The following is an 18,946-nucleotide window of genomic DNA, read 5'->3' on the forward strand; positions in this document are numbered from 1 at the left end:
CGCGGCCGCGGTGCGTGGTCAGCGCGCCGGTCGGGGTATAGCCTCGATCAGCGTGGGCGATGATCTCAACGAGCACAGCGGACCTGGTGCCATCGAGGACTTCGCGCTGCTCTCCGACCTCCGCACCGCGGCGCTGGTCGGCAAGGACGGATCTGTCGACTGGCTGTGCCTTCCGCGATTCGACTCCCCGTCGTGCTTCTCGCGCATCCTCGGCGACGAACGAGACGGTCATTGGCGGATCGCACCGAGCGGCCAAGTGCGGGAGGTGCGGCGCCGCTACCGCGACAACTCCCTCGTCCTGGAAACGGAATTCCACACCGCCGACGGCGTCGTGCGGCTGGTCGACAGCATGCCGCCGCACGAGAAGAACCAGGGCGACGAGCCGTGCCTGGTGCGGATGGTCGAAGGCGTCTCCGGGGACGTGGAGCTCACGATGCGGTGGGCGGTGCGGTTCGCCTACGGCGACTCGATGCCCTGGGTGCACCAGCGTGAGGGGAGCGATCCCGTCGCGGACCGGTGCGTCGTGGCGGTCGCGGGACCGCAAACCGTTGTGCTGCGTGGTGATCTGCTGCCGCAGCGGGTACCGGAGGAACGCGCCCACGAGCTGGTGTTCCGCGTCCGTGCCGGCGAGCGGTACTCCTGGGTGATGCAGTGGTCGCCCGATCCCGAGGACTTGCCCGCGCCGATGGATCCGCTGCAGGAGACCCAGGACAGCGAGGACTTCTGGCGCGAGTGGACCGAGCGGATCGACTACCGCGGTCCGCACGCCGAAGCCGTGTACCGGTCGCTGGTCACCCTGAAGGCCCTGACCTACGCGCCCACCGGCGGAATGGTCGCCGCTGCGTCGACATCGCTGCCCGAAGCTCTCGGCGGCGACCGGAACTGGGACTACCGGTACTGCTGGCTGCGCGACGCCACGCTCGTGCTGCTGGCGCTGGACAACTTCGGCTGCATGTCCGAAGCGGCGGCCTGGCGGTCCTGGCTGCTGCGCGCGGTGGCAGGCGACCCGTCGGAGCTGCAGATCATGTACGGCGTCAACGGGGAGCGGCACCTGCTGGAGTGGGAAGCGGACTGGTTGCCGGGCTACCAGGGCGCCAGCCCGGTGCGCATCGGCAACGCGGCTTACCGGCAGCTCCAGCTCGACGTATACGGCGAGGTCATGGACGTGCTGCACCTGGCGCGCGAACGCGGCGCGCCGGAGTCCGCCCAGTCCTGGGCCATGCAGGTCGGCATGCTGCGCCACCTGGAGACGATCTGGGAGAAGCCGGACAAGGGCCTGTGGGAGGTTCGCGGCCCCGACCGGTACTTCACCCATTCCCGGGTGATGGTCTGGGTCGCGTTCGACCGCGCCGTGCGCGCCGCCGAGGAGGACGGGCTGCCGGGCCCTGCGGACCGGTGGCGGGAGATCAGGGACGCCGTGCACGCCGAAGTGCTGGCCAAGGCGTGGAACGAAGACCTGGAGTCGTTCACGCAGTACTACGGCGGTGCCACTCTCGACGCCGCCACGCTGCTGCTCCCCGCGGTCGGTTTCCTGCCCGGTAACGACGAGCGGGTCCGCAGCACGATCCGCGCGGTCCAGGAGAACCTCCAGCATGGCGTGCTCGTCGACCGGTACTCGACGGAGGCCGAGAACGGGCATTCGGTCGACGGGCTCAACGGCCGGGAAGGGGCGTTCCTGGCGTGCTCGTTCTGGATGGTCGACGCGCTCGCCCTCAGCGGCAGGCGCGGCGAAGCCGAGGCGATGTTCGCCGAACTCGTGGGTCTGGCCAACGACGTCGGGCTCTACGCCGAGGAGTACGACTCCACCACGGGGCGCTTCACCGGGAACTTCCCCCAAGCGTTCAGCCATCTCGCGCTGGTCAATTCGGCCTCCGTCCTTTACGGAGGGCACACGCGGGGCCAGAGCAGCCGGCGCAACACCGCCCGCTGACGCCAGTGCCCCGGGGGCTCGGACTGCGGGCGCGGGAGCACCAGAGGCGACAATTCGCCGGGTTTGGCGACCTCGATCAAGCGGGTGCGCGGGTCTGCCTGCTCGTAGCCGTCCCCGCACACCACACGTTTCGGGGGCGGCGTTGCTCATCCGAGGTCTGGGTATCGTGGGAGCGCCGTCAGGGCTTGGTCTGCGGGATGATCCGGCGGAACTTCCCGCCGGGTTCCCGCTTCGGGGCTTCGTCGGCGCGTTCGAGCGTGACGTCGGCGACCTCATGCTCTTTGAGCAGGTGGGTGATCTCGCCGCGCACGGTCTGCCAGACCTGCTCGGCGTCGGCGCTGTCGGCGGGCCGCAGGCGCACGCGCAGTGTGCTGGGCGCGGTCTGGACGACCTGGTACTGCCCGATGCCGGTGACGCGATCCAGCGCGGTGCCGAAAAGCATCGGTGACATGGTGACGAGCTCGCCGTCCTCGGCGGGGAACGTGAGCAGATCGGCGGCTCGGCCCTGGACCTGGATGGCGGGGAACACGCTGCCGCAGGGGCACGGGTCGGGACGGAGCAGGATGCTGTCGCCCAGGTCGTAGCGCAGGAACGGCTGCACTCGGTTGGCGAGGTTGCTGAGCAGGACCGTGTGCGACATCTCGCCGGGCGGGGTCGGGCGGTAGTCGGCGTCCACCGGCTCCAGGACGGCCCAGTCGCTACTGACGTGGTACCAGCCGTGCGCGCAGCCCATCGAGAGGAAGCTGCACTCCGTGGCGGCGTAGGCGGCTCGGACCTTGGCGCCGAATGCGGTGGCGAGCCGCTCCCTGAGATCCGTGGTCAACGTCTCGCCACCGGGGATGACCAACGCGGGGCGGATGCGCAGCCGACCGGCTTCCTGCTCTCCCGCCAGCAGCGTGAGCATGCCGAGAAAGCCGCTGAGGACGGCTGGATTGAACCGGTTGAGTTCGTCGACCAGCTCCGATAGCGGCTGGTGGATCGAGCAGAACCGCAGCCTCCGGCCGAGCCGCGGGTGGTCGCGCTGGAACCGGGCCGTTCCCGCCACGGTGAAGAAGTGGCCGCCGGGTGCGGTGACGATGGCGGTCCGGCCGCCACGGGCGAGCATGCGGACGGCGTCGCCGACGCTCAGCATGCCCCTCGCGCGTGTCCCGAGGGCGCCCTCCATGTTCATGCTGCGGTCGTCCAGCAGGAAGAGGCCGCGCAGGCCGCTGGTGCCGGACGTGGTGGCCACCAGGTACTTGTCCAGGAACCGCATCCCCACGACGTCGGAGTCGGCCACGAACGCCTCGACCTTCTCCCGGGTCACCTCGCGGTCGGTCACCCAGTCGTCGAACCGGGCCATCAGTTCCTTCTTGCTGGTGACCGGGAGCAAGGTCGGGTCGTCAACCCCGTCCGGCAGGTCCCGGTAGAGCTCGCGGTAGTACACCGAGTTCGCGCGCGCATGAGCCACCAGGTCGACCAGGTGGGCGCGCTGGTGCCGTGCGATGCCCGCAGGACCTCCCCGGACGGCCTGCCGGGCGTCGCGGGCGAGCTCTCGAACGCTGTCCCCCATGCTGGTCAGATCCTCTCTCCGGTTCGTTTCTGATCTCTGGTTCGTGGCCGCACCGAGAGCAGGCCATTCGTGGCGATGTCGAGGGCGTGCTCGGCGGCCTCCCACAGCTCCTGCTGCGACCGACCCAATTTGGCGCTCGCAAGGCTGGCCTGCTGGATCGCGCCGAGCACGGATCCGGTCATCGCCGCCGCGGTGACCGGATCCAGCTCGCCGGGGAAAGCGTTGAGCAGCTCGGCCGCGATCCGCTGCTGCAGGTCCAGCAGGAGGTACGCCCCCTTCGCCTGCAGCGCCGGCGTCATCAGGGCCAGCCGGGCCGCCGCCGACACCTCCGCGGGCTCCCGCCGGGGAACGTTGGGCCTGCGATGGGCGGCGTACTCCTGGACCGCCGTCCGCAGCACCTCACCTGGGCTCTGCCCGGCTCGGCGGTCCCGGATCGCCGCGAGCAGGACGTCGAACTCCAGGTCAAGTTCGTTGAACAGCACCTCGTCCTTGGTCCGGAAGTAGTTGAAGAACGTCTTCGGATCGACATCCGCCGCCTCGGCGACCTGCGCCACCGTGGTCTCTTCGTACCCCTGCTCGTCGAACAGCCGGATCGCCGCCGAGACGATCCGCTGCCGGGTCAAGCGCTTCTTGCGTTCACGCCGCGACTCCTGCACGGCACGAACGTACACCGTCTAGAAATTTCCATCAACTGGAAAATTATCGCGACCGGGCATCCGCGGCGCTGACCGGCAAGGGACGGATCGGCCGACTGGCGCAGTCGCTTGGCAATTCTGCCTTTACCTGCCTCGTGGCTAACTTTGATCGCGTCATGGCAGCCCCAAAACGCCGCAGATAACTCATCCGAGAGAGAGCCAATCCCTATTTCAAATTGCCCGCCGTTCACCCTCCGCGCGCAAATCAGCTGAGGCTTGCCTGAGACGGGAATTCCCTTGCCTGCAACGGCCTTGGCAGTCCGGATCCACACCCTGAGCCGGAGCTCAGAAGAGGCTTACCTGTTCAAGGAGAGCCTTTCCTAATTGCACGACAAATGACGGAAACAAGGTAAGACTCTCCTTGATTGCAATCCGTAGAATATCGGGATAACGTCCCGAATCGTGGCTATCTCGTATATCGCTGATCACTCCCTCGATGCGGATACTCCCGAGCTGGATCGGCCGCGCATCGTCCCGCTCGAACAGCGGCTCAACGCGCTGCGGGCCGGCGTTCTCGGCGCCAACGACGGGATCGTCTCGACCGCGGCAGTTCTCGTCGGCGTGGCGGGTGCGACGGTCTCCACCGGACCGGTTCTCACGGCCGGGCTTGCCGCAGCGATCGGCGGCGCGGTGTCTATGGCCCTCGGCGAGTACGTGTCGGTTTCCAGCCAGCGCGACAGCGAAAGGGCGCTCATCGAGCGGGAGCGTCGTGCGCTGGAGAAGGACCCGGCACGCGAGCAGCGGGGTCTCGCTCGCCTCTACGAGCAACGAGGAATCTCCGCGGACACCGCACACCGGGTCGCCGAGGAGCTCTCCGCCCACGACCCACTCGCTGCACAGGTGCGCGAGCGGCACGGCATCGACCAGGACGACGTCGCCAGCCCGTGGCACGCCGCCATCGCCTCATTCGTCTCCTTCGCGATCGGCGCCGTCCTGCCGATGCTCGCGATCCTGCTGCCCGGTTCCGGTCTGCGCGTACCGGTGACGTTCGCCGCCACGCTCGCCGCGCTCGCCCTGACTGGCGCGATCGCGGCCTGGATCGGTGGCGGATCCCGATCACGAGCCGCGGTCCGAGTCGTGGTCGGCGGCGCGCTGGCACTCGGCGCTACCTACGCCGTCGGCGCTCTTCTGGGCACAACTGGACTGCTTTGAGCCGAGCCCGATCAGCACGCCGTGAGCGTGTCCGCCGCACCCGGGCATCGCGAACGCCCGCAGCCACCCGCGAAATCGTCCCGGGCACGTCGCAATCTTCCGCCGTTCGTTGGTTTCAAAGGATGTCGCCGTAGTAGACGTGTTCCGGATGCGGGTGGCTGAGGAAGTCGTGGTGCGAGATCTCCCAGCCGTAGGCTCCGGCGTGGCTGAAGACGAGCACGTCACCCGCCCGGATCTGCGCCACCGGCACGTCACGCGCTAGCACGTCCTTGGGGGTGCACAGCTCGCCGACCACGGTGACCCGGGCGTTGCGAAGCCCCGGACGCGGTGCACTCGACGACCACTGTTCCGACGGCAGCACGGTGAACGGGTGGCTGTGCTGCCAGGAAACCGGGAGCCGGAAGTGGTGGGTGCCGCCGCGCACCAGCGCGTAGTCCACGCCGTGGTTGCGCTTCACGTCGAGGACTTCGACCGCGTACGAGCCGGATTCGGCGACCAGGTACCGGCCGCACTCGAAGTCGATCTCCCGCAGGTGGTCCGGAAATCCGGCGACCACCGCGGGCAGCCCACGGGCGAAGTGCGGCCAGTCGAACTGGTCGTCCAGTTCGCCGTAGTTCACCCCGATCCCGCCACCGACGTTGAGCACCTCGCAGCGCAGTCCGAACTCCCCTTCCCATCTGGACACCGTGCGTCGGTAGTGCTCCAGGAGTTCCAGATGTGCTGGCGCGGAAAGGTTGTTGGACAGCGAATGCAGGTGGAAGCCGGCCAACCGCACCCCGGGAAGGGTTTGCGCCGCGATGACCGCATCCGGCAGGACCCGTTCGGAAATCCCGAACTGGGTGGGGCGCCCGGCCATCGCCAGGGTCGCGCTCGGGAACGGGCCGGCCAGGTTGACCCGCAGCAGCACGTCCGCGGTGCGCCCGAGCCGGGTCGCGGCTTCGGAGATCCGGTGCAGTTCCAGCACGCTCTCCGCGTGCAGGCGGGTGACGCCCTGCACCAACGCCTGCTCGATCTCCTGCGGCGTCTTGGCCGGCCCGCCGAAGATCACCGGGATGTCCGCCCCGATCGCCCGCGCCTTGGCCAGTTCGCCACCTGAAGCGACCTCGAACCCGGCGACCAGAGGCGCCAGGGCGCGCAACAGCCGATCGCCGCTGTTGGCCTTCATCGCGTAGAACATCCGGCAGCGCGGCGGGAGTGACTCCACCACGGTGCGGACGTGTTCGGTGAGCTGGTCCAGGTCGTAGGCGTACAGGCACACCGGTTCGTCGCCGATGCGGTCCTGCACGAGTTTCACCAGTTGGTCACGCATGGGTCGGCCCCCGGTGCTGGTCGAGGTGGGTGCGCAGCGCGCGGGCCGCCAGGCCGCGTTCCTCGCCGAGGACGAAGGTGCGGACACCGGCGGCTTGCCACTGCTCGTGGTCTTCCCGAGTCCGCGGGATCGCGCAGAACGGCACGCCGTGCGCCTTGCACTCGGCGTGCACGCGCTGGAGTGCTTCGCGGACCATCGGGTGCCGGGTCTGCCACGGCACGCCGTAGGACTGGGACAGGTCGGCGGCGCCTTCCAGCACCAGGTCGACTCCGCCACCGGCGAGGATCGCCGGGAGTTCGTCGACGCCTTCGGCGTCTTCGACCATCGCGATCACCATGATCTCCGCGTTGGCGCGGCGGACGTACTCGGTCAGTTCGATGCGTCCGAAGCCCGGCACCCGACCGCCGTTGAGGCTGCGCATGCCCTCCGGCGCGTACCGCGCGGCCCGGATCGCCGCATCGAGATCGGCTCTGGTCCGCACGTGCGGCACGACCACGCCCAGCGCGCCCGCGTCGAGCGCCCGCAGGATCGCGCCCGGATCGGCTTCCGGGACGCGGACGAAGGCGACCAGGTCGACGGCTTCTGCAGCGCGGATGAGGTTTTCCAGCTGCTGTGGGTCCACGAGGCTGTGCTCGGTGTCCAGGACGACGAAGTCGTACCCGGCGCAGCCGATCATCTCCACCAGCGCGGGAGACGGGATCGAGCAGAAAAGCCCGTAGCTCTCGCCGCTTCCGGAAAGGCGTTCCTTGACGGTGTTGTGCCTCAGCACCGGTCCACCTCCGCGAGCGGGTTCGGCACGGTGTGCAGCCGGAGTTCGGTGTCGGGCAGCAGTCGGCGGGTGGTCAGCTTCTCCACCTCGATGGTCGGGGTGAACACGTCGAACAGCGCGAAGCGGTCGGCCAGTTCGCCGAACCGCTGCTGGTAGGCGCGGATCTCGTCGCGCACCAGCCGCCAGAACCGCCGCTCGTCGAGGTCGCAGCGGTCCGCGAGGAAGATGGCTAGCTCGCCGAGGTTGATGAAGAAGAACGCGTCCAGCAGGAAGTCGGTGACCAGGCCCAGTTCGCCGGTTTCGACGAACGAGTTGCGGTTCTGGTGGTGCGCCGGGGTTCCGGCCAGTTCCGGGCACCGCTGCGGCTCGGCGAGGTGCGCGCGGGAGAACCGAACCCCGTCGTGGAAGTCCTTCAGCACCACCCTGGTCGGCGTGCCGTTCTCGTGCACCAGCACCATGTTCTGCGCGTGGGATTCCAGCGCGATGCCGTGTCGGCAAAGCAGGTGGACAAGCGGCAGGACGCTCACCCGCACCAGTCGCCGCACCCATTCCTCGACACCGAGCTCCCGCACCCACGGGTCGATCAGGGGCGTGCCGTCGACATGGCATGCGGTCAGTCCGGTGAAGGGCACTGCGCGCTCCCCCGGTTCGAGGTGCCGGTGCAGGCTCTCCCGCCAGATGCAGGCCAAGGCCCCGTAGGTGTCCGCCTGCAGCAGCCCGGACTCCGGGGTCACCGCCACGCCGAGGTCTTCGCCGAGCAGAACGGGGCGCAGCTCGTCGCGCAGGTAGTCGTCCCCGGCGACGACCTGCCGCAGCCAGTCGGTGATGCGCGCGGCGTTGCGCACGGTGTGCGCGGCCAAACCTCGGCTCGTCGAGGTGTTCACGATGGACATCGACAGCTTCAGGTAGGGGCGCTGCGGATCGTCCCAGCAGGCCAGGGTGCGGATCGACTGCTGCGCGCCGAAGTCGTCCGGATCGGTCCCGAGCGGGATCAGCTCACCCTGGCCGAGCTGGTCGGAGAACGCCCTGGCGATCCGCTCCCGCCACTGCCACGGGTGCACCGGGACCAGCACGTAGTCGCCCGGATCGTGCCCGAGCTCCGCGATGCGGCGATGGAATTCGACGGCCGCCGGACCGAGCTGGCCAGCCACGTACTGGTCGTCGACCGATGCGGAGGCGCTGATCTCGGTGATGCGGCGGTGCGCGGCCAGCCACAGCGGGCGCACCGGGTTGGCGAACTCCGGCCCGAAGGCGATGTTGTCCGCCGCGTCGAACCCGAGCCGTGATTTGTACGTGGGGTGATAGCGGTGGCCATCGGTGATGGCCGATTCCAGGGTGTCGTAGTCCGCAGTGGACAGTGCCGTCCGCCGTTCGGTGCGGACGTGCTCCGACAGCGCGTCCTTGAACAGGGTCTCCGCCAGCTCGCGTGCGAAGCCCGTCAGGTGTTCGGCATCGGCGTCCAGCGAGTCGCGCACTTCGGCCAGGAACAGCGCGACCGACTCCGCCTCGACGTCGCCGCGCCGCACCACCGAGGTGAGGCCGACGCGGTCGAAGCCGAACCGGCGCACCGCGCGGAACGAGTAGCAGACCCCCGCACCGGCTGCGTCCGCGCCGTCGACGAAGTGCTCGTCGCCGTCCTGCCTGGTCTTCAGCGCGCCTTCGTAGACCAGGGACTCCACCAGCTGGCGGAAGACCCGGCGCCGCACGTTCTGGAAGCTCGGTGCGGTCAGTGCCGCGTGCACCAGCTCCGCAGTCATCGGTTCACCTCGCGAATCGGGTTGGGGACGTCGACGTAGAGCGGGCGCTCGCCACGCTCGGCGAACCGGCTGAGCAGGTTCGCCTTCGCCGGCAGCACCGGCGTTGCCAGCAGTTCCGCGGCGTAGCGACCGGGGCACTGGTGCAGGAAGTCCCGCACCACCGACCACAGCTGCCGCTCGCTAGCCGGGGTGCACCGGCCCAGCACCGCCACGAGGTGGCCGAGGTGGTTGGTGACGAGGTGGTAGCGCAGCCGCATCCACGCTTCGGCGTCGTCGTAGAGCACCGGGCTGTCCGGCGGGACGATCCCGGCCCGGGCCCGGTCGCGGCTGGCGCTGGTGCCTTCCATGTCGCGCACGAAGAACCACCGGGGCCAACCGTCCTCGACGTGAAGCAGGGTGTTCTGGACGTGGGCCTCGAAGCTGATGCCGTGGTCGGTGAACACCGCGAGCACCGGTCCCAACGAGATCCGCAAGTACTTCAGGAACCAGTCGGCGACGTGCCCGGGCGAAAGCGGGCCCGCTTCCGCGACGAGGTCCACCAGCACCGGTGCGCGCCCGTCGAGCCGGTCTTCCAGGAGCGCGGCGAGCACCTGCGGGGCGGTCCCGGAGCCGGTGAACGAGTTCCGCCGGAACAGCACCGCGAAATCCGCCGCCAGGTCACCGACGACGTCCGGGTCGACGGTTCGGTAGCCGGTTTCCGGCAGCACCTCGAACCCGCCGTGCTGCCAGCGGTTCGCGGCGTCGCCGACCAGCCGGCCGGCGTCGGCGGCGCGGCGCAGGTGCTCGACTGGGTTGTTGCGGACGAAGTTGGTGATGCGCACGTGCAGCGGTAGTTTCCACGCGGTCTCGAAGTCCGGATCGCACACTGTGCGCACCGAGGACGTCGCATACACCTCCGCGCCCAACGGCCCGAGGGGCACGAGCCGTCCCGCGTCGACCAACGCCGAGACCTGCGGCTGCCGCAGGAGGTAAGCGGCCTGCCACGGGTGCACCGGGAGCAGCTCGTAGTCGGACTGGTCGGCGTGCAAGGCGGCGCGGGCCTTCTCCTCGACCTCGGCCGGGATCCAGGGCCCGTCGGCCACCCGGTCCTCCAGCAGCAGATCGGGTGCCACCGCCCAGTGGTGCAGCTGGAACGACGCACCGAGTTCCGGTGCGTAGCGGGCGAGTTCGTCGTCGCTGAATCCCTCCGCGCTCTTCGGCGTCGGATGGAAGGGGTGCCCCAACAGCAGCGACTGCTCGGCGTGCCGGGTGAGCTCCTCCGGGGTGACGGGGGTGGGGCGCTGTTCGCGGGACAGGTAGCGCGCCGTCCTGGCGACGCTGTTGGCGACCTGGCGGCTGAACTCCTCCGCTGCCCCCGCTGGTGCCTCCACTCCACGTTCGGCGAGCTCACCGGCTATCAGCGCCACGAATTCGTCGTGGTCGACCGGGATCCGGCTGCCGTCGACGAGTTCCCGGAACACCTCGGGCCCGTAGGAGTGGTGGCCGAACTCCGACCGGTACCGCACCTCGGCTCGCAGCACCCCGTCCGCCGCGCGCAGGGGAACCCGCAACGCCTCGTTGCTCACCTCTCCGCCGATTTCCCGCGCCAGCGCGTTGAGCATGCGCTGCCGCGCCGCGGCACGTGCCAGAACGTCTTTCACCGCAACACCTTCTCGCGAAACTCAGCCGGCCGGACGGGCTCCGCGCCGGATTTCGATCGGCCAGTCAGGGCCAGCAGCGCGGCCACGCCCAGCAACGCTCCGATCAGGGCGAACACCGCCGCGGGCGGCAGCAGGACCGCCAACGCCGCGCCCGCGAGCGGTCCGAGCACCTGGCCGAGGTCAAGCACCCCGGTGCTGAAACCGAAGGCGGTGCCGCAGCCCCGGTCCGGGATCCGGCGAGCCGTCACGTGCAGCACCGACTGCACGAGGGCTGCGAAGCAGAAGCCCTGCACCAGCCGCAGCGGCACCAGCACTTCCACGCTCGCTACCGCCTGGAGACCAACCGCGAGCCCACAGCAGGCCGCGGCCGCGGCGAAACCCAGCTGCGCGGGCCGGACGTCGTTTCGGCGACCCCACCACGGGCTGCCCGCGCACGACGCCAACCAGGTCACGGCCTGCAGCACACCTACCCACGTCGCCGCGCTCGCCACCGAACCCGTCATCCGCTCGACGTGCGGCGCGAACACCACCACCAGCGCGTAGATCGCAGCCTGAGCGGCGAGCCCGGCCAGCAGCATCGAACGGCTTTCCCCCGACCGCAGCAGGATCCCGGCCACCACCCGCGTTGATCGACGTTGCCGAGCGCGGCCCGGTGGTTCGGTCAGCAGCACGGCGGCCAGCACGCTGGACATCGCGAGGAGCCCGGCCACCACCGCGAACAACGGGCCGAATCCGAACTGCCCGGCCAGCAGACCACCCACCAGCGGCCCGAGCAGCGACCCCGCTGCGGTGGCGCCGAACAAGGAGCCGAGCGCACGACCGCGGCGGTTGGTCTCCGCTGCGGCGTTCGCATATGCGGCTGTCGCGCTGACCACGCCGCCGCAGAGACCCTGCAGCAACCGGCACGCCAGGAACTCGCCCGGGGTGCTCGCCAGCGCCATGAGCGCGATGGCCAGGCCCAGGCCAGCGTGTGCGCGCACCACCATCGCCTTGCGGCCGAAGCGGTCGCCCACCCAACCCCACACCGGTCCGCTGACCACTTGCACCAATGCCGGGGCCGCCAGCGAAACCGCCGTCCACCAGGGGATTTCGGCTTCCGGCGTGCCCAGGCGGGCCAGGTAGAAGGGCAGCAGCGGAACCACGATGGTCAGTCCGGCGGTCGCGGCGAACTGCCCCAGGCAGAGGACGGCGAACGTCCGGCCGGACGATCGCATCAACCCACCGCCCCGCTGGCCAGCGGATTCGGGACCGTACCAAGGCCAGCGGGCATGCTCACACCGCTGGACCGGCCCTGGCGCAGCAGCGGCCCAAGCACCTCGCGGCTGGGCCAGGTCTCGGCATGCAGCAGGAGCGCACGCAGGACCTCGGCAACCGCAGCCGGCAACGGTTGCAAGCATTCGCGCACCGCAACGCGCAACTGCGTCCACAGCACGCCTTCGTCCAGGCCGAAGTGGCGGCACAGCGCATCGGCGATGCCGTAGAGGTTCACCTGGAACCCGAGGGTCTGGAGGTAGCCGACCAGTGATTCGGCCGACTCCAGCCGAAGTGACTGCGGAGCCCCGGGCTTGATCGCGTACTCCGGGGCCTGTGCCCCGGCGCTCGCCATCCACTCCGGGAACAGCCGCAGCGTGTCGTGGTCGCGGAGCAGGAATCGCTCGATCCGCGCGCCACGCAGCTGAACCACGACGTTCTGCCCGTGCAGCTCCGGCAGGACCCCACAGCGCAGGAACGCGAACCCGAACTCGCAGAACGACTTCGCCAGCTCCCGGAAGAAAACGACCGGGTCGAACCGGTCCGAGATCGCCGGAGCCAGCACGTCCCACTCGTGGGCGGCCAGCGCGGCCATCGGAAGCACCAGTCCGCCCAGCTCGGGGTAGACCCGCACCTGGGCGGCGAGCTGGCCGGGCCGATCGCCGAACTCGTCGGCGGGCTCGTGCCAGCCGCACCAGATCCGCTCGTCGCACAGCGCAACCCGGCGGCGCAGCACGGGATCCCGATCGACGAGTTCCCGCATGCACTCCTGCGCCCGCTCGGCGTTGGCCAGGTAGCGCGGGGGCAGCAACCTCGTAGCTCCCAACGTGGCCATCCCGAGCGGGAGTTTGACGTGGCGCCGGGTCTCGGGCGCGGTGGTCAAGGTGCGGATGGAAGCGGTGGGGTGGAATCGGCCGAGACCGCGCACCAGCGGGATGATGGCCCGGGTGGCCAACTCCTCGCCGAACTGCGCGGGCAGCAAGTGGTCGAACTGCCACGGGTGCACCGGAATCGCCAGGTACTCGTCGTCCACGACATCGGCGAGAACCTGCCGCCCCTCCTGGTCGACGACCAGATCCGGCAGCCGGTGCGAATCGGGATCCGTACCGAAGCGCAGCCGGTCCCGCCGAACCGCCACCCAGTCCAGGCCCAGCGGTTCGGCGCGCATCGGCCCATACCGGGCGACCTCTCCGGAGGTCCACCCCGACGCGGCCCGCGCCGTGGGGTGGAAGGGGCGGTTGCGCGTCGCCGCCAACCGCTCCCCCGCCAGCAGCTGGCCTTCCTGCGGCGCCAAGTCGAGTGCGGCGCGCTGCCCGAGCACCACCTCGGCGTGCTCGACCGCGGCGCGCACGTCCTCGGACACCTCGGCGGCACCGGCCGGCTCACCGCTCGCCAGCACCAGCAGTTCCTCCGGCACCTCGGCGGCACCGGCCGGCTCACCGCCCGCCAACCAGACCGGGCCGCGTGAGTACCGGTAGCGCTGCAACGCGCCACCTGGCCGCACCCGGCAGCACACCCACCCGGCCGCCAGCTTCACCCGGCACCACCGCTCACCGGGAGCCAGCGGTTCACCGGCGAGCTCCGCGGGCTGGTCGGCTTCGGCACGAGCGCCGAAGCCGTCCAGGTCCTCCTGCAGCAGCACATCGACGAGGTCCCGCATCACCAGCTCGGCCGATTCCTCACTCATCAGTACAGGTCCAGCCAGGTCCCGATGCCTCGGCTCTTCGCCCGCTCGTACACCGCACCGGCGCAGGCGATGTCCTCGACCGCCATGCCCATCGGGTTGAGCAGGATGATCTCGTCGTCGTCGGTGCGCCCGGACTTGGTTCCGGCCAGGATCTCGCCGAGCTCGGCGTGCAGCTGCTCGCGGGAGAACGATCCTTCCAGCACCAGCTGGTTGATGATCTTCTTCTCCCGGTTGCACTGCTCCCAGTCGTCCACTACGACCTTGTCGGCGTTGAGGAATACGTCCTTGTGAACGTCCATGATGGACACGTTGCACACCAGCGCACCCGGCTTGATCCAGCTGAACGGGAGGTAGGGCTGGCTGGTGACGGTGCACGGCACGACGAGATCACCGGCCCGCACGGCGTCCTCCGCGGTGCCGGCGACCCGCGCCTTGACCGCCGGGTGGTCACCACTGATCTGCTCGGCCAGCGCGTGCGCCGCCTCCGCCTGCTGGTCGTAGAGGTGGACCGACTCGATGTGCCCGAACTGCTGCAGCAGCGCGGTGATCTGGGTGCGGCCGATCACCCCGCAGCCCACCAGCGCGACGTCGGTGAACCCGCTGCGTGCCAGGTGCCGGGCCGCCAGGCAGGTCACCCCGGCGGTCCGCCAGGCGCTGATCAGGCTGCCTTCCAGCACGGCCACCGGGTAGTTGCTCTCCGGGTCGTTGAGCACGATGACCGCGCTGGCCCGTTCCCGGCCGCGCCGGATCGGGTTGTCGTGCTTGCTGCCGATCCATTTGATCCCGGACAGCCCGGGGTCGCCGACATGCGCGGGCATCGCGATGATCCGGTCGGCGATGTGCCTGCCAGCAGCTCGCAGGTAAGGCTTGAGCGGCTGCACCGTCTTGCCCTCCGCGTGCGCGATCAGCCCCGCGCGCAACGCCTCCACGTACAGCTCGGCCTGCGCACCACCGACCGCCGCGATGTCGCTGCGGCTCAGGTAGAGCATCTTCGGGGATTCCTCAGTGGACACCAGATCTCCTCGTCGTCAGTTCGTGCAGCGCTGCCTGGCGGCGGCGAACCAGCCTTCGTCGTAAATCAGGTCTAGGTAGCGGTCGCCGCGGTCCGGGAAGATCGCGACCACCCGGCAGGGGCGCGGCAGGTGGGGCAGCGTGCGCCGGATCGCTGCGACCACCGACCCTGTCGAGCCGCCGGCGAAGATGCCCTCCGCGGCCAGCAGGTCGCGGCAGCCCACCGCCGTTTCGAAGTCGTTGACGTGCACCACGTCGTCGATCTCCGCCGGGGCGAACAGCTCCGGGACCCGGCTGGCCCCGATGCCCGGCACGTCGCGCGGCCCGGCCGGGCCACCGAAGATCACCGATCCCACGGCGTCGACCGCGGCCACCCGCAGATCCGGGAACCTCTCCCGCAGCCGCCGGGAGCAACCGAGCAGGCTGCCAGTGGTGCTGACCGCGCCGAACAGGTACGACGGCGGTCGGATCAGCTGCTCGGCGAGTTCGGCGCCGGTGCCGTGGTAGTGGGCCTCCCAGTTCCGGTCGTTGGCGTACTGGTTGATCCAGATCGCCCCCGGCGCGCCCGCCACGATCTTCTGCACCCGGCGGATCCGGGTGTGCAGGTAGCCGCCCATCTCGTCCGGTTCTGTCACCACGTCGACCTCGGCCCCGAGGTGCCGCAGGATCGCGACGTTGGCCGGGGCGGCCTTGGGGTCGAGCACGCAGGTGAACCGCAGGCCGTGGATGCGCGCGGCGATGGCAAGCGCGATCCCGAAGTTGCCGGAACTGCTTTCCACCAGGTGGCTTCCCGGGCGGATGGAACCTTCGCGCAGTCCACATTCGACGATGTGCCGCGCGGAGCGGTCCTTCATGCTCCCGCCGGGATTCATCAGCTCAAGCTTCGCGATCACCTCGACATCGGGTTCGGGGAACAGCCGGTTCAGCGCGACTACGGGCGTGTTGCCCACGCACTCGAACACGGACTCGGCGACGGATTCGGTCAGGGTGTCGACAGCCACGTTTCTCCTCAGCTCGGCGACCGGAACGGGCAGGGCGACATCCGGAACGCTAGCAAAGGTTAGCCTAACTTAACAGAAAAAGATCAAGAGATCACCATCACACAGGCGCGACAAAGTTGACCCGGACAGAGCAGCGATCAATCGCGATTCCAGACCAGTACGCACGTACCGATGTCGCCGCCCCGCAACAGATCCGGACAGGCACCGACCCCTGCCCGCGTCGCTCGAACGACAGGCGCGAGCGACGTTGCCATGCCCCCAATGGTCTGAACCGGGCGGACGCCGCAGGGGCAGCTCCGCGCGGCTCCACCGGCCTGATCAGCGGGTTCTTCAGACCAACGGGACGACACGATTTGAACCTGCACCCCTTGGGCAAGCACTGTCCACAATAGACACCTAAGCAGCGAAAACCCAGAACCGCCGTACAAACCTGCCGCACAGACTCTAGGGTGATGTCTCCGCCCCGCCGCCTAACAGCGACGGGACGGATTCGCCAACACCGTCCCGTTCATCGGGTGCGGGGCGCGCCCTGCGTGGCTTGCCCCAACGCCTGTTGTGCCTCTTCCAGGGAGAGAATTGGCTGTTGGATCGCGCCTTGGCTTTCCGCGGTTTTCTGGTTGGCTAACGCCAAACCTGCACGCACGTCATCGATTCCGATCGTGCTTCCTTTCTCTGGTTGCGCGGTCCGTTCGGACCGCTCAAATTCCAGATCTCTTGCGCGGGAACCGGTTGTTTCCCCTGCCAGCCATGAGTCGATGTCACATCGAGCAGTGATGTTCAGCCCAAAAAACGTCAAACTCCCTTAGACAGCAATTCGTTCCGGTCAAAGAACCCGGTACCGGGTCCAGTTACCTAGCCTGAGTTTCCCCGCTACGTGATTCATCGGCGTGTCTTGCGTTGTGGTGCTTGGGTTTCATACCGGGTTGATGTATTACCTAGATATGCCTTCGATCGTGGGGAAACGCCAGGGTGGGAAGACCTACTACTACCTGGTGGAGTCCGCCAGGGTGGACGGCAAACCACGGATCGTGTCCCAGCAGTACCTGGGCAGCGCCGAGGAAGTGATGGCCAAACTGACCGGGGCATCGGCGGGTGAACCGGTCCGGACCCAGCACAAACGGTTCGGGGACCTTGCCGGGGTCTGGTCGATGCTGGAGCGCCTGGATGTGGCCGGGGTGGTTGATGAGGTCGTGTCGCGCCGCTCGGACGCCACCGCCACGGTCGGGACCTATCTGGCGTTGGCCACGGCGAACCGGATCATGGCTCCGTGTTCCAAGGCCGCGTTCGCTGACTGGTGGGCCACTACGGCCGGTTCACGCTGGGTGAAGATCCCGCACGCGGCGCTGGACCATCGCCGGTTCTGGAAGGCCATGGACAGACTTGGCGAGGACGACCTGCGCCGGATCGAGACCGAACTCGGGCGGCGGATGGTCACCGAGTTCGAGCTGGATGTGTCCGGTCTGGTGCTGGACATGACCAACTTCGCCACGTTCATCGACACCGGCAACGACCGGGCGCCGATCGCGCAGCGCGGCAAGGCCAAGCAGAAACGCACTGACCTGCGCCTGGTCGGGCTGGGCCTGGTGGTGACCCGCGACGCCGGGATCCCGGTGGTGTCCCACGCCTACGGCGGGGACCGCCCGGATGTCACCCAGTTCAGCACCGTCATCGACGAACTGGTGGCCCGCTACCAGGACCTGACCGCACAGGTCGAGTCGCTGACCGTGGTCTACGACGCCGGGCAGAATTCAGCGGCCAACCACGCGCTGGTCGAGGACGCCGGGATCGGGTTCGTCGGGTCGCTGCCGCCCAGCGACCATCCGGGACTGCTCGCGATCCCCAAGACCCGCTACACCCCGGTCGACGAGGACCGGTATCCCGGTGTGCGGTGTGTGGACACCGAAGTCACCGCACTGGGCGTGACCCGGCGTGCCGTGGTGACGTACTCACCGACCCTGCACGCCAAGCAGTCCCGCGGGTTCGACCAGACTCTCGCCAAGGCCCGCCGCCGCCTGGCTGAGTTGCAAGCGAGGCTTGCACGCGGCAGGACCCGCCGGGACCGCACGGCCGTGGAAGACGAGATCGCCGCGATCTGCCGGCCTCGCTGGGTCGGCGAGGTCCTCACCATCTCCCTGACCGGCCACACCCCGGCCGAGTTCCGCTTGGCGTGGCGCACCGACCAGAAAGCCCGCAAACGTCTGGAGAACCGGTTCTTCGGCAAGCGGGTCCTGTTCACCAACCGTACTGAGTGGACCGTCGCAGAGGTGGTCGCCGCCTACCGGTCGCAATCTGAGGTCGAGTCGGGGTTCCGGCAGATGAAAGACCCGCACGTGGTGTCGTTTTCCCCGATGCACCACTGGACCGACTCCAAGATCCGGGTACATGTCTTCTACTGTGTGCTGGCCCTCGCTGTCGCGCATCTGATGCGTCGCCAAGCAGAACACGCGGGCCTGCACCTGTCCGTGCGGGAACTGCTCGACGAACTCGGCGGCATCCAGGAAACCGTCCTGCTCTACCACGACGGCGGCAAAGGCCGCCCCCGCGCACAGCGCATGCTCACCGAGACAACCCCTACCCAGAAACAACTCGCCGAACTGTTCGACATCCACCGCTACGCGCCCACCCGCTGACCAGGCCACCAGCCGGATTAGGTAATACGTCCACCTCACCCGAAAACCCATCCTGGCCAGCACAAACACCACTCAAGAACGGACTAGCGGGGAAACTCCGGCTAGTAGTGCCCCAGCGCGCGCGGCCGCGCATCGGCCCCACCACGGCCGTCGAGTACGTCGTGCCACGCAAGGGTTGGAACCGGTCGACCGATGCACCGAAGGGCGGTGCACCGGTCGACCGAACGGCCCGGTGCCGGTCGGGGGCAGGGATTCACGACACCGAACCAGGTCTACAGGCTTTGCAGGGCGGCAAGCAGCCGCCGCAGCATTCCCGGATGCCGCGCCATCGCTTCCCGGTCATCGACCGGCAAACCAGACTCGACCAGTGGCAGGTGCCGGGTTTCCTCGACAGCGAGCGCATCGGCCAGATCGCCACACATTAGGGGCTGCCCAGGGTTTGGTTGACACCTGATGTGTGAGGCTTCGGTCTCGCTTGGAAGGATGCCACCGTGCCCAAGCCCTATCCCCGTGAGTTTCGTGATGACGTCGTGGCGGTTGCCCGTCGTGGCGAGGCTCCGTT

At 68.9% G+C, this 18,946-nt stretch carries 13 protein-coding genes and 1 pseudogene; 3 read left to right on the top strand and 11 right to left on the bottom strand.

The features are described from left to right. Positions 1-52: 52 nt before the first annotated feature. Complete coding sequence (locus SSPN_RS0134820) at positions 53-1,930, top strand: glycoside hydrolase family 15 protein (protein WP_010314145.1); 1,878 nt, start codon at positions 53-55, stop codon at positions 1,928-1,930. A 178-nt stretch (positions 1,931-2,108) separates the two neighbouring features. Here SSPN_RS0134820 and SSPN_RS0134825 read toward each other — a convergent pair whose 3' ends face one another. Together SSPN_RS0134825 and SSPN_RS0134830 are read right to left on the bottom strand one after the other, a co-directional pair. Then, entirely contained in the window at positions 2,109-3,482 is a 1,374-nt protein-coding gene (locus SSPN_RS0134825; protein WP_010314147.1) for a phenylacetate--CoA ligase family protein, read from the bottom strand. Positions 3,483-3,487: 5 nt separating this feature from the next. Continuing rightward, complete coding sequence (locus tag SSPN_RS0134830) at positions 3,488-4,153, bottom strand: TetR/AcrR family transcriptional regulator (protein ID WP_010314149.1); 666 nt, start codon at positions 4,151-4,153, stop codon at positions 3,488-3,490. Positions 4,154-4,579: 426 nt separating this feature from the next. Here SSPN_RS0134830 and SSPN_RS0134835 point away from each other — a divergent pair, with 426 nt between their 5' ends. Then, the gene (locus SSPN_RS0134835) at positions 4,580-5,329 is read left to right on the top strand and encodes a VIT1/CCC1 transporter family protein (RefSeq protein WP_010314151.1); all 750 of its coding nucleotides are present in this window, start codon (positions 4,580-4,582) and stop codon (positions 5,327-5,329) included. 115 nt (positions 5,330-5,444) lie between these two features. On the opposite strand, the gene SSPN_RS0134840 is transcribed toward SSPN_RS0134835, so the two are convergent. The 8 genes from SSPN_RS0134840 to sbnA are packed head-to-tail and all read right to left on the bottom strand — an operon-like array spanning position 5,445 to position 15,754. After that, positions 5,445-6,638 carry a type III PLP-dependent enzyme gene (locus SSPN_RS0134840; protein WP_010314153.1) on the bottom strand — a complete coding sequence of 398 codons (1,194 nt, stop codon included), beginning with the start codon at positions 6,636-6,638 and terminating at the stop codon, positions 5,445-5,447. Beyond that, positions 6,631-7,407, bottom strand: a complete 777-nt coding sequence (locus SSPN_RS0134845; RefSeq protein ID WP_010314155.1) for an HpcH/HpaI aldolase family protein — start codon at positions 7,405-7,407, stop codon at positions 6,631-6,633. The genes SSPN_RS0134840 and SSPN_RS0134845 overlap by 8 nt, the downstream gene beginning before the upstream one ends. After that, on the bottom strand, positions 7,401-9,164 hold the full coding sequence (locus SSPN_RS0134850) for an IucA/IucC family protein (protein ID WP_010314156.1): 1,764 nt from the start codon (positions 9,162-9,164) through the stop codon (positions 7,401-7,403). Before SSPN_RS0134850 ends, SSPN_RS0134845 begins: the two co-directional genes overlap by 7 nt. Next, positions 9,161-10,804: an IucA/IucC family protein gene (locus SSPN_RS47325; RefSeq protein WP_010314159.1), complete on the bottom strand. Its 1,644-nt coding sequence runs from the start codon at positions 10,802-10,804 to the stop codon at positions 9,161-9,163. Before SSPN_RS47325 ends, SSPN_RS0134850 begins: the two co-directional genes overlap by 4 nt. Then, on the bottom strand, positions 10,801-12,018 hold the full coding sequence (locus tag SSPN_RS0134860; RefSeq protein WP_010314161.1) for an MFS transporter: 1,218 nt from the start codon (positions 12,016-12,018) through the stop codon (positions 10,801-10,803). The genes SSPN_RS47325 and SSPN_RS0134860 overlap by 4 nt, the downstream gene beginning before the upstream one ends. After that, complete coding sequence (locus SSPN_RS0134865; protein WP_010314164.1) at positions 12,018-13,742, bottom strand: IucA/IucC family protein; 1,725 nt, start codon at positions 13,740-13,742, stop codon at positions 12,018-12,020. Before SSPN_RS0134865 ends, SSPN_RS0134860 begins: the two co-directional genes overlap by 1 nt. Continuing rightward, the gene (sbnB, locus tag SSPN_RS0134870; RefSeq protein WP_272941791.1) at positions 13,742-14,755 is read right to left on the bottom strand and encodes a 2,3-diaminopropionate biosynthesis protein SbnB; all 1,014 of its coding nucleotides are present in this window, start codon (positions 14,753-14,755) and stop codon (positions 13,742-13,744) included. The genes SSPN_RS0134865 and sbnB overlap by 1 nt, the downstream gene beginning before the upstream one ends. A 15-nt stretch (positions 14,756-14,770) precedes the next feature. Continuing rightward, positions 14,771-15,754 carry a 2,3-diaminopropionate biosynthesis protein SbnA gene (gene sbnA, locus SSPN_RS0134875; RefSeq protein WP_010314168.1) on the bottom strand — a complete coding sequence of 328 codons (984 nt, stop codon included), beginning with the start codon at positions 15,752-15,754 and terminating at the stop codon, positions 14,771-14,773. A 941-nt stretch (positions 15,755-16,695) separates the two neighbouring features. Between sbnA and SSPN_RS0134880 the strand changes: the two genes are divergently transcribed. Continuing rightward, on the top strand, positions 16,696-18,384 hold the full coding sequence (locus tag SSPN_RS0134880) for an IS1634 family transposase (RefSeq protein WP_010307527.1): 1,689 nt from the start codon (positions 16,696-16,698) through the stop codon (positions 18,382-18,384). A gap of 272 nt (positions 18,385-18,656) precedes the next feature. On the opposite strand, the pseudogene SSPN_RS60925 reads toward SSPN_RS0134880, so the two are convergent. After that, positions 18,657-18,946, bottom strand: a pseudogene (locus SSPN_RS60925) (hypothetical protein); the annotation flags it as partial.

It is taken from the genome of Saccharopolyspora spinosa NRRL 18395 (genome assembly GCF_000194155.1).
GTDB lineage: Bacteria > Actinomycetota > Actinomycetes > Mycobacteriales > Pseudonocardiaceae > Saccharopolyspora > Saccharopolyspora spinosa.

Coding starts and splice junctions, on each gene's coding strand:
- SSPN_RS0134825 (WP_010314147.1), bottom strand. CDS start 3,482: ATGGGGGACAGCGTTCGAGAGCTCGCCCGCGACGCCCGGCAGGCCGTC.
- SSPN_RS0134840 (WP_010314153.1), bottom strand. CDS start 6,638: ATGCGTGACCAACTGGTGAAACTCGTGCAGGACCGCATCGGCGACGAA.
- SSPN_RS0134850 (WP_010314156.1), bottom strand. CDS start 9,164: ATGACTGCGGAGCTGGTGCACGCGGCACTGACCGCACCGAGCTTCCAG.
- SSPN_RS0134860 (WP_010314161.1), bottom strand. CDS start 12,018: ATGCGATCGTCCGGCCGGACGTTCGCCGTCCTCTGCCTGGGGCAGTTC.
- SSPN_RS0134865 (WP_010314164.1), bottom strand. CDS start 13,742: ATGAGTGAGGAATCGGCCGAGCTGGTGATGCGGGACCTCGTCGATGTG.
- SSPN_RS0134880 (WP_010307527.1), top strand. CDS start 16,696: ATGCCTTCGATCGTGGGGAAACGCCAGGGTGGGAAGACCTACTACTAC.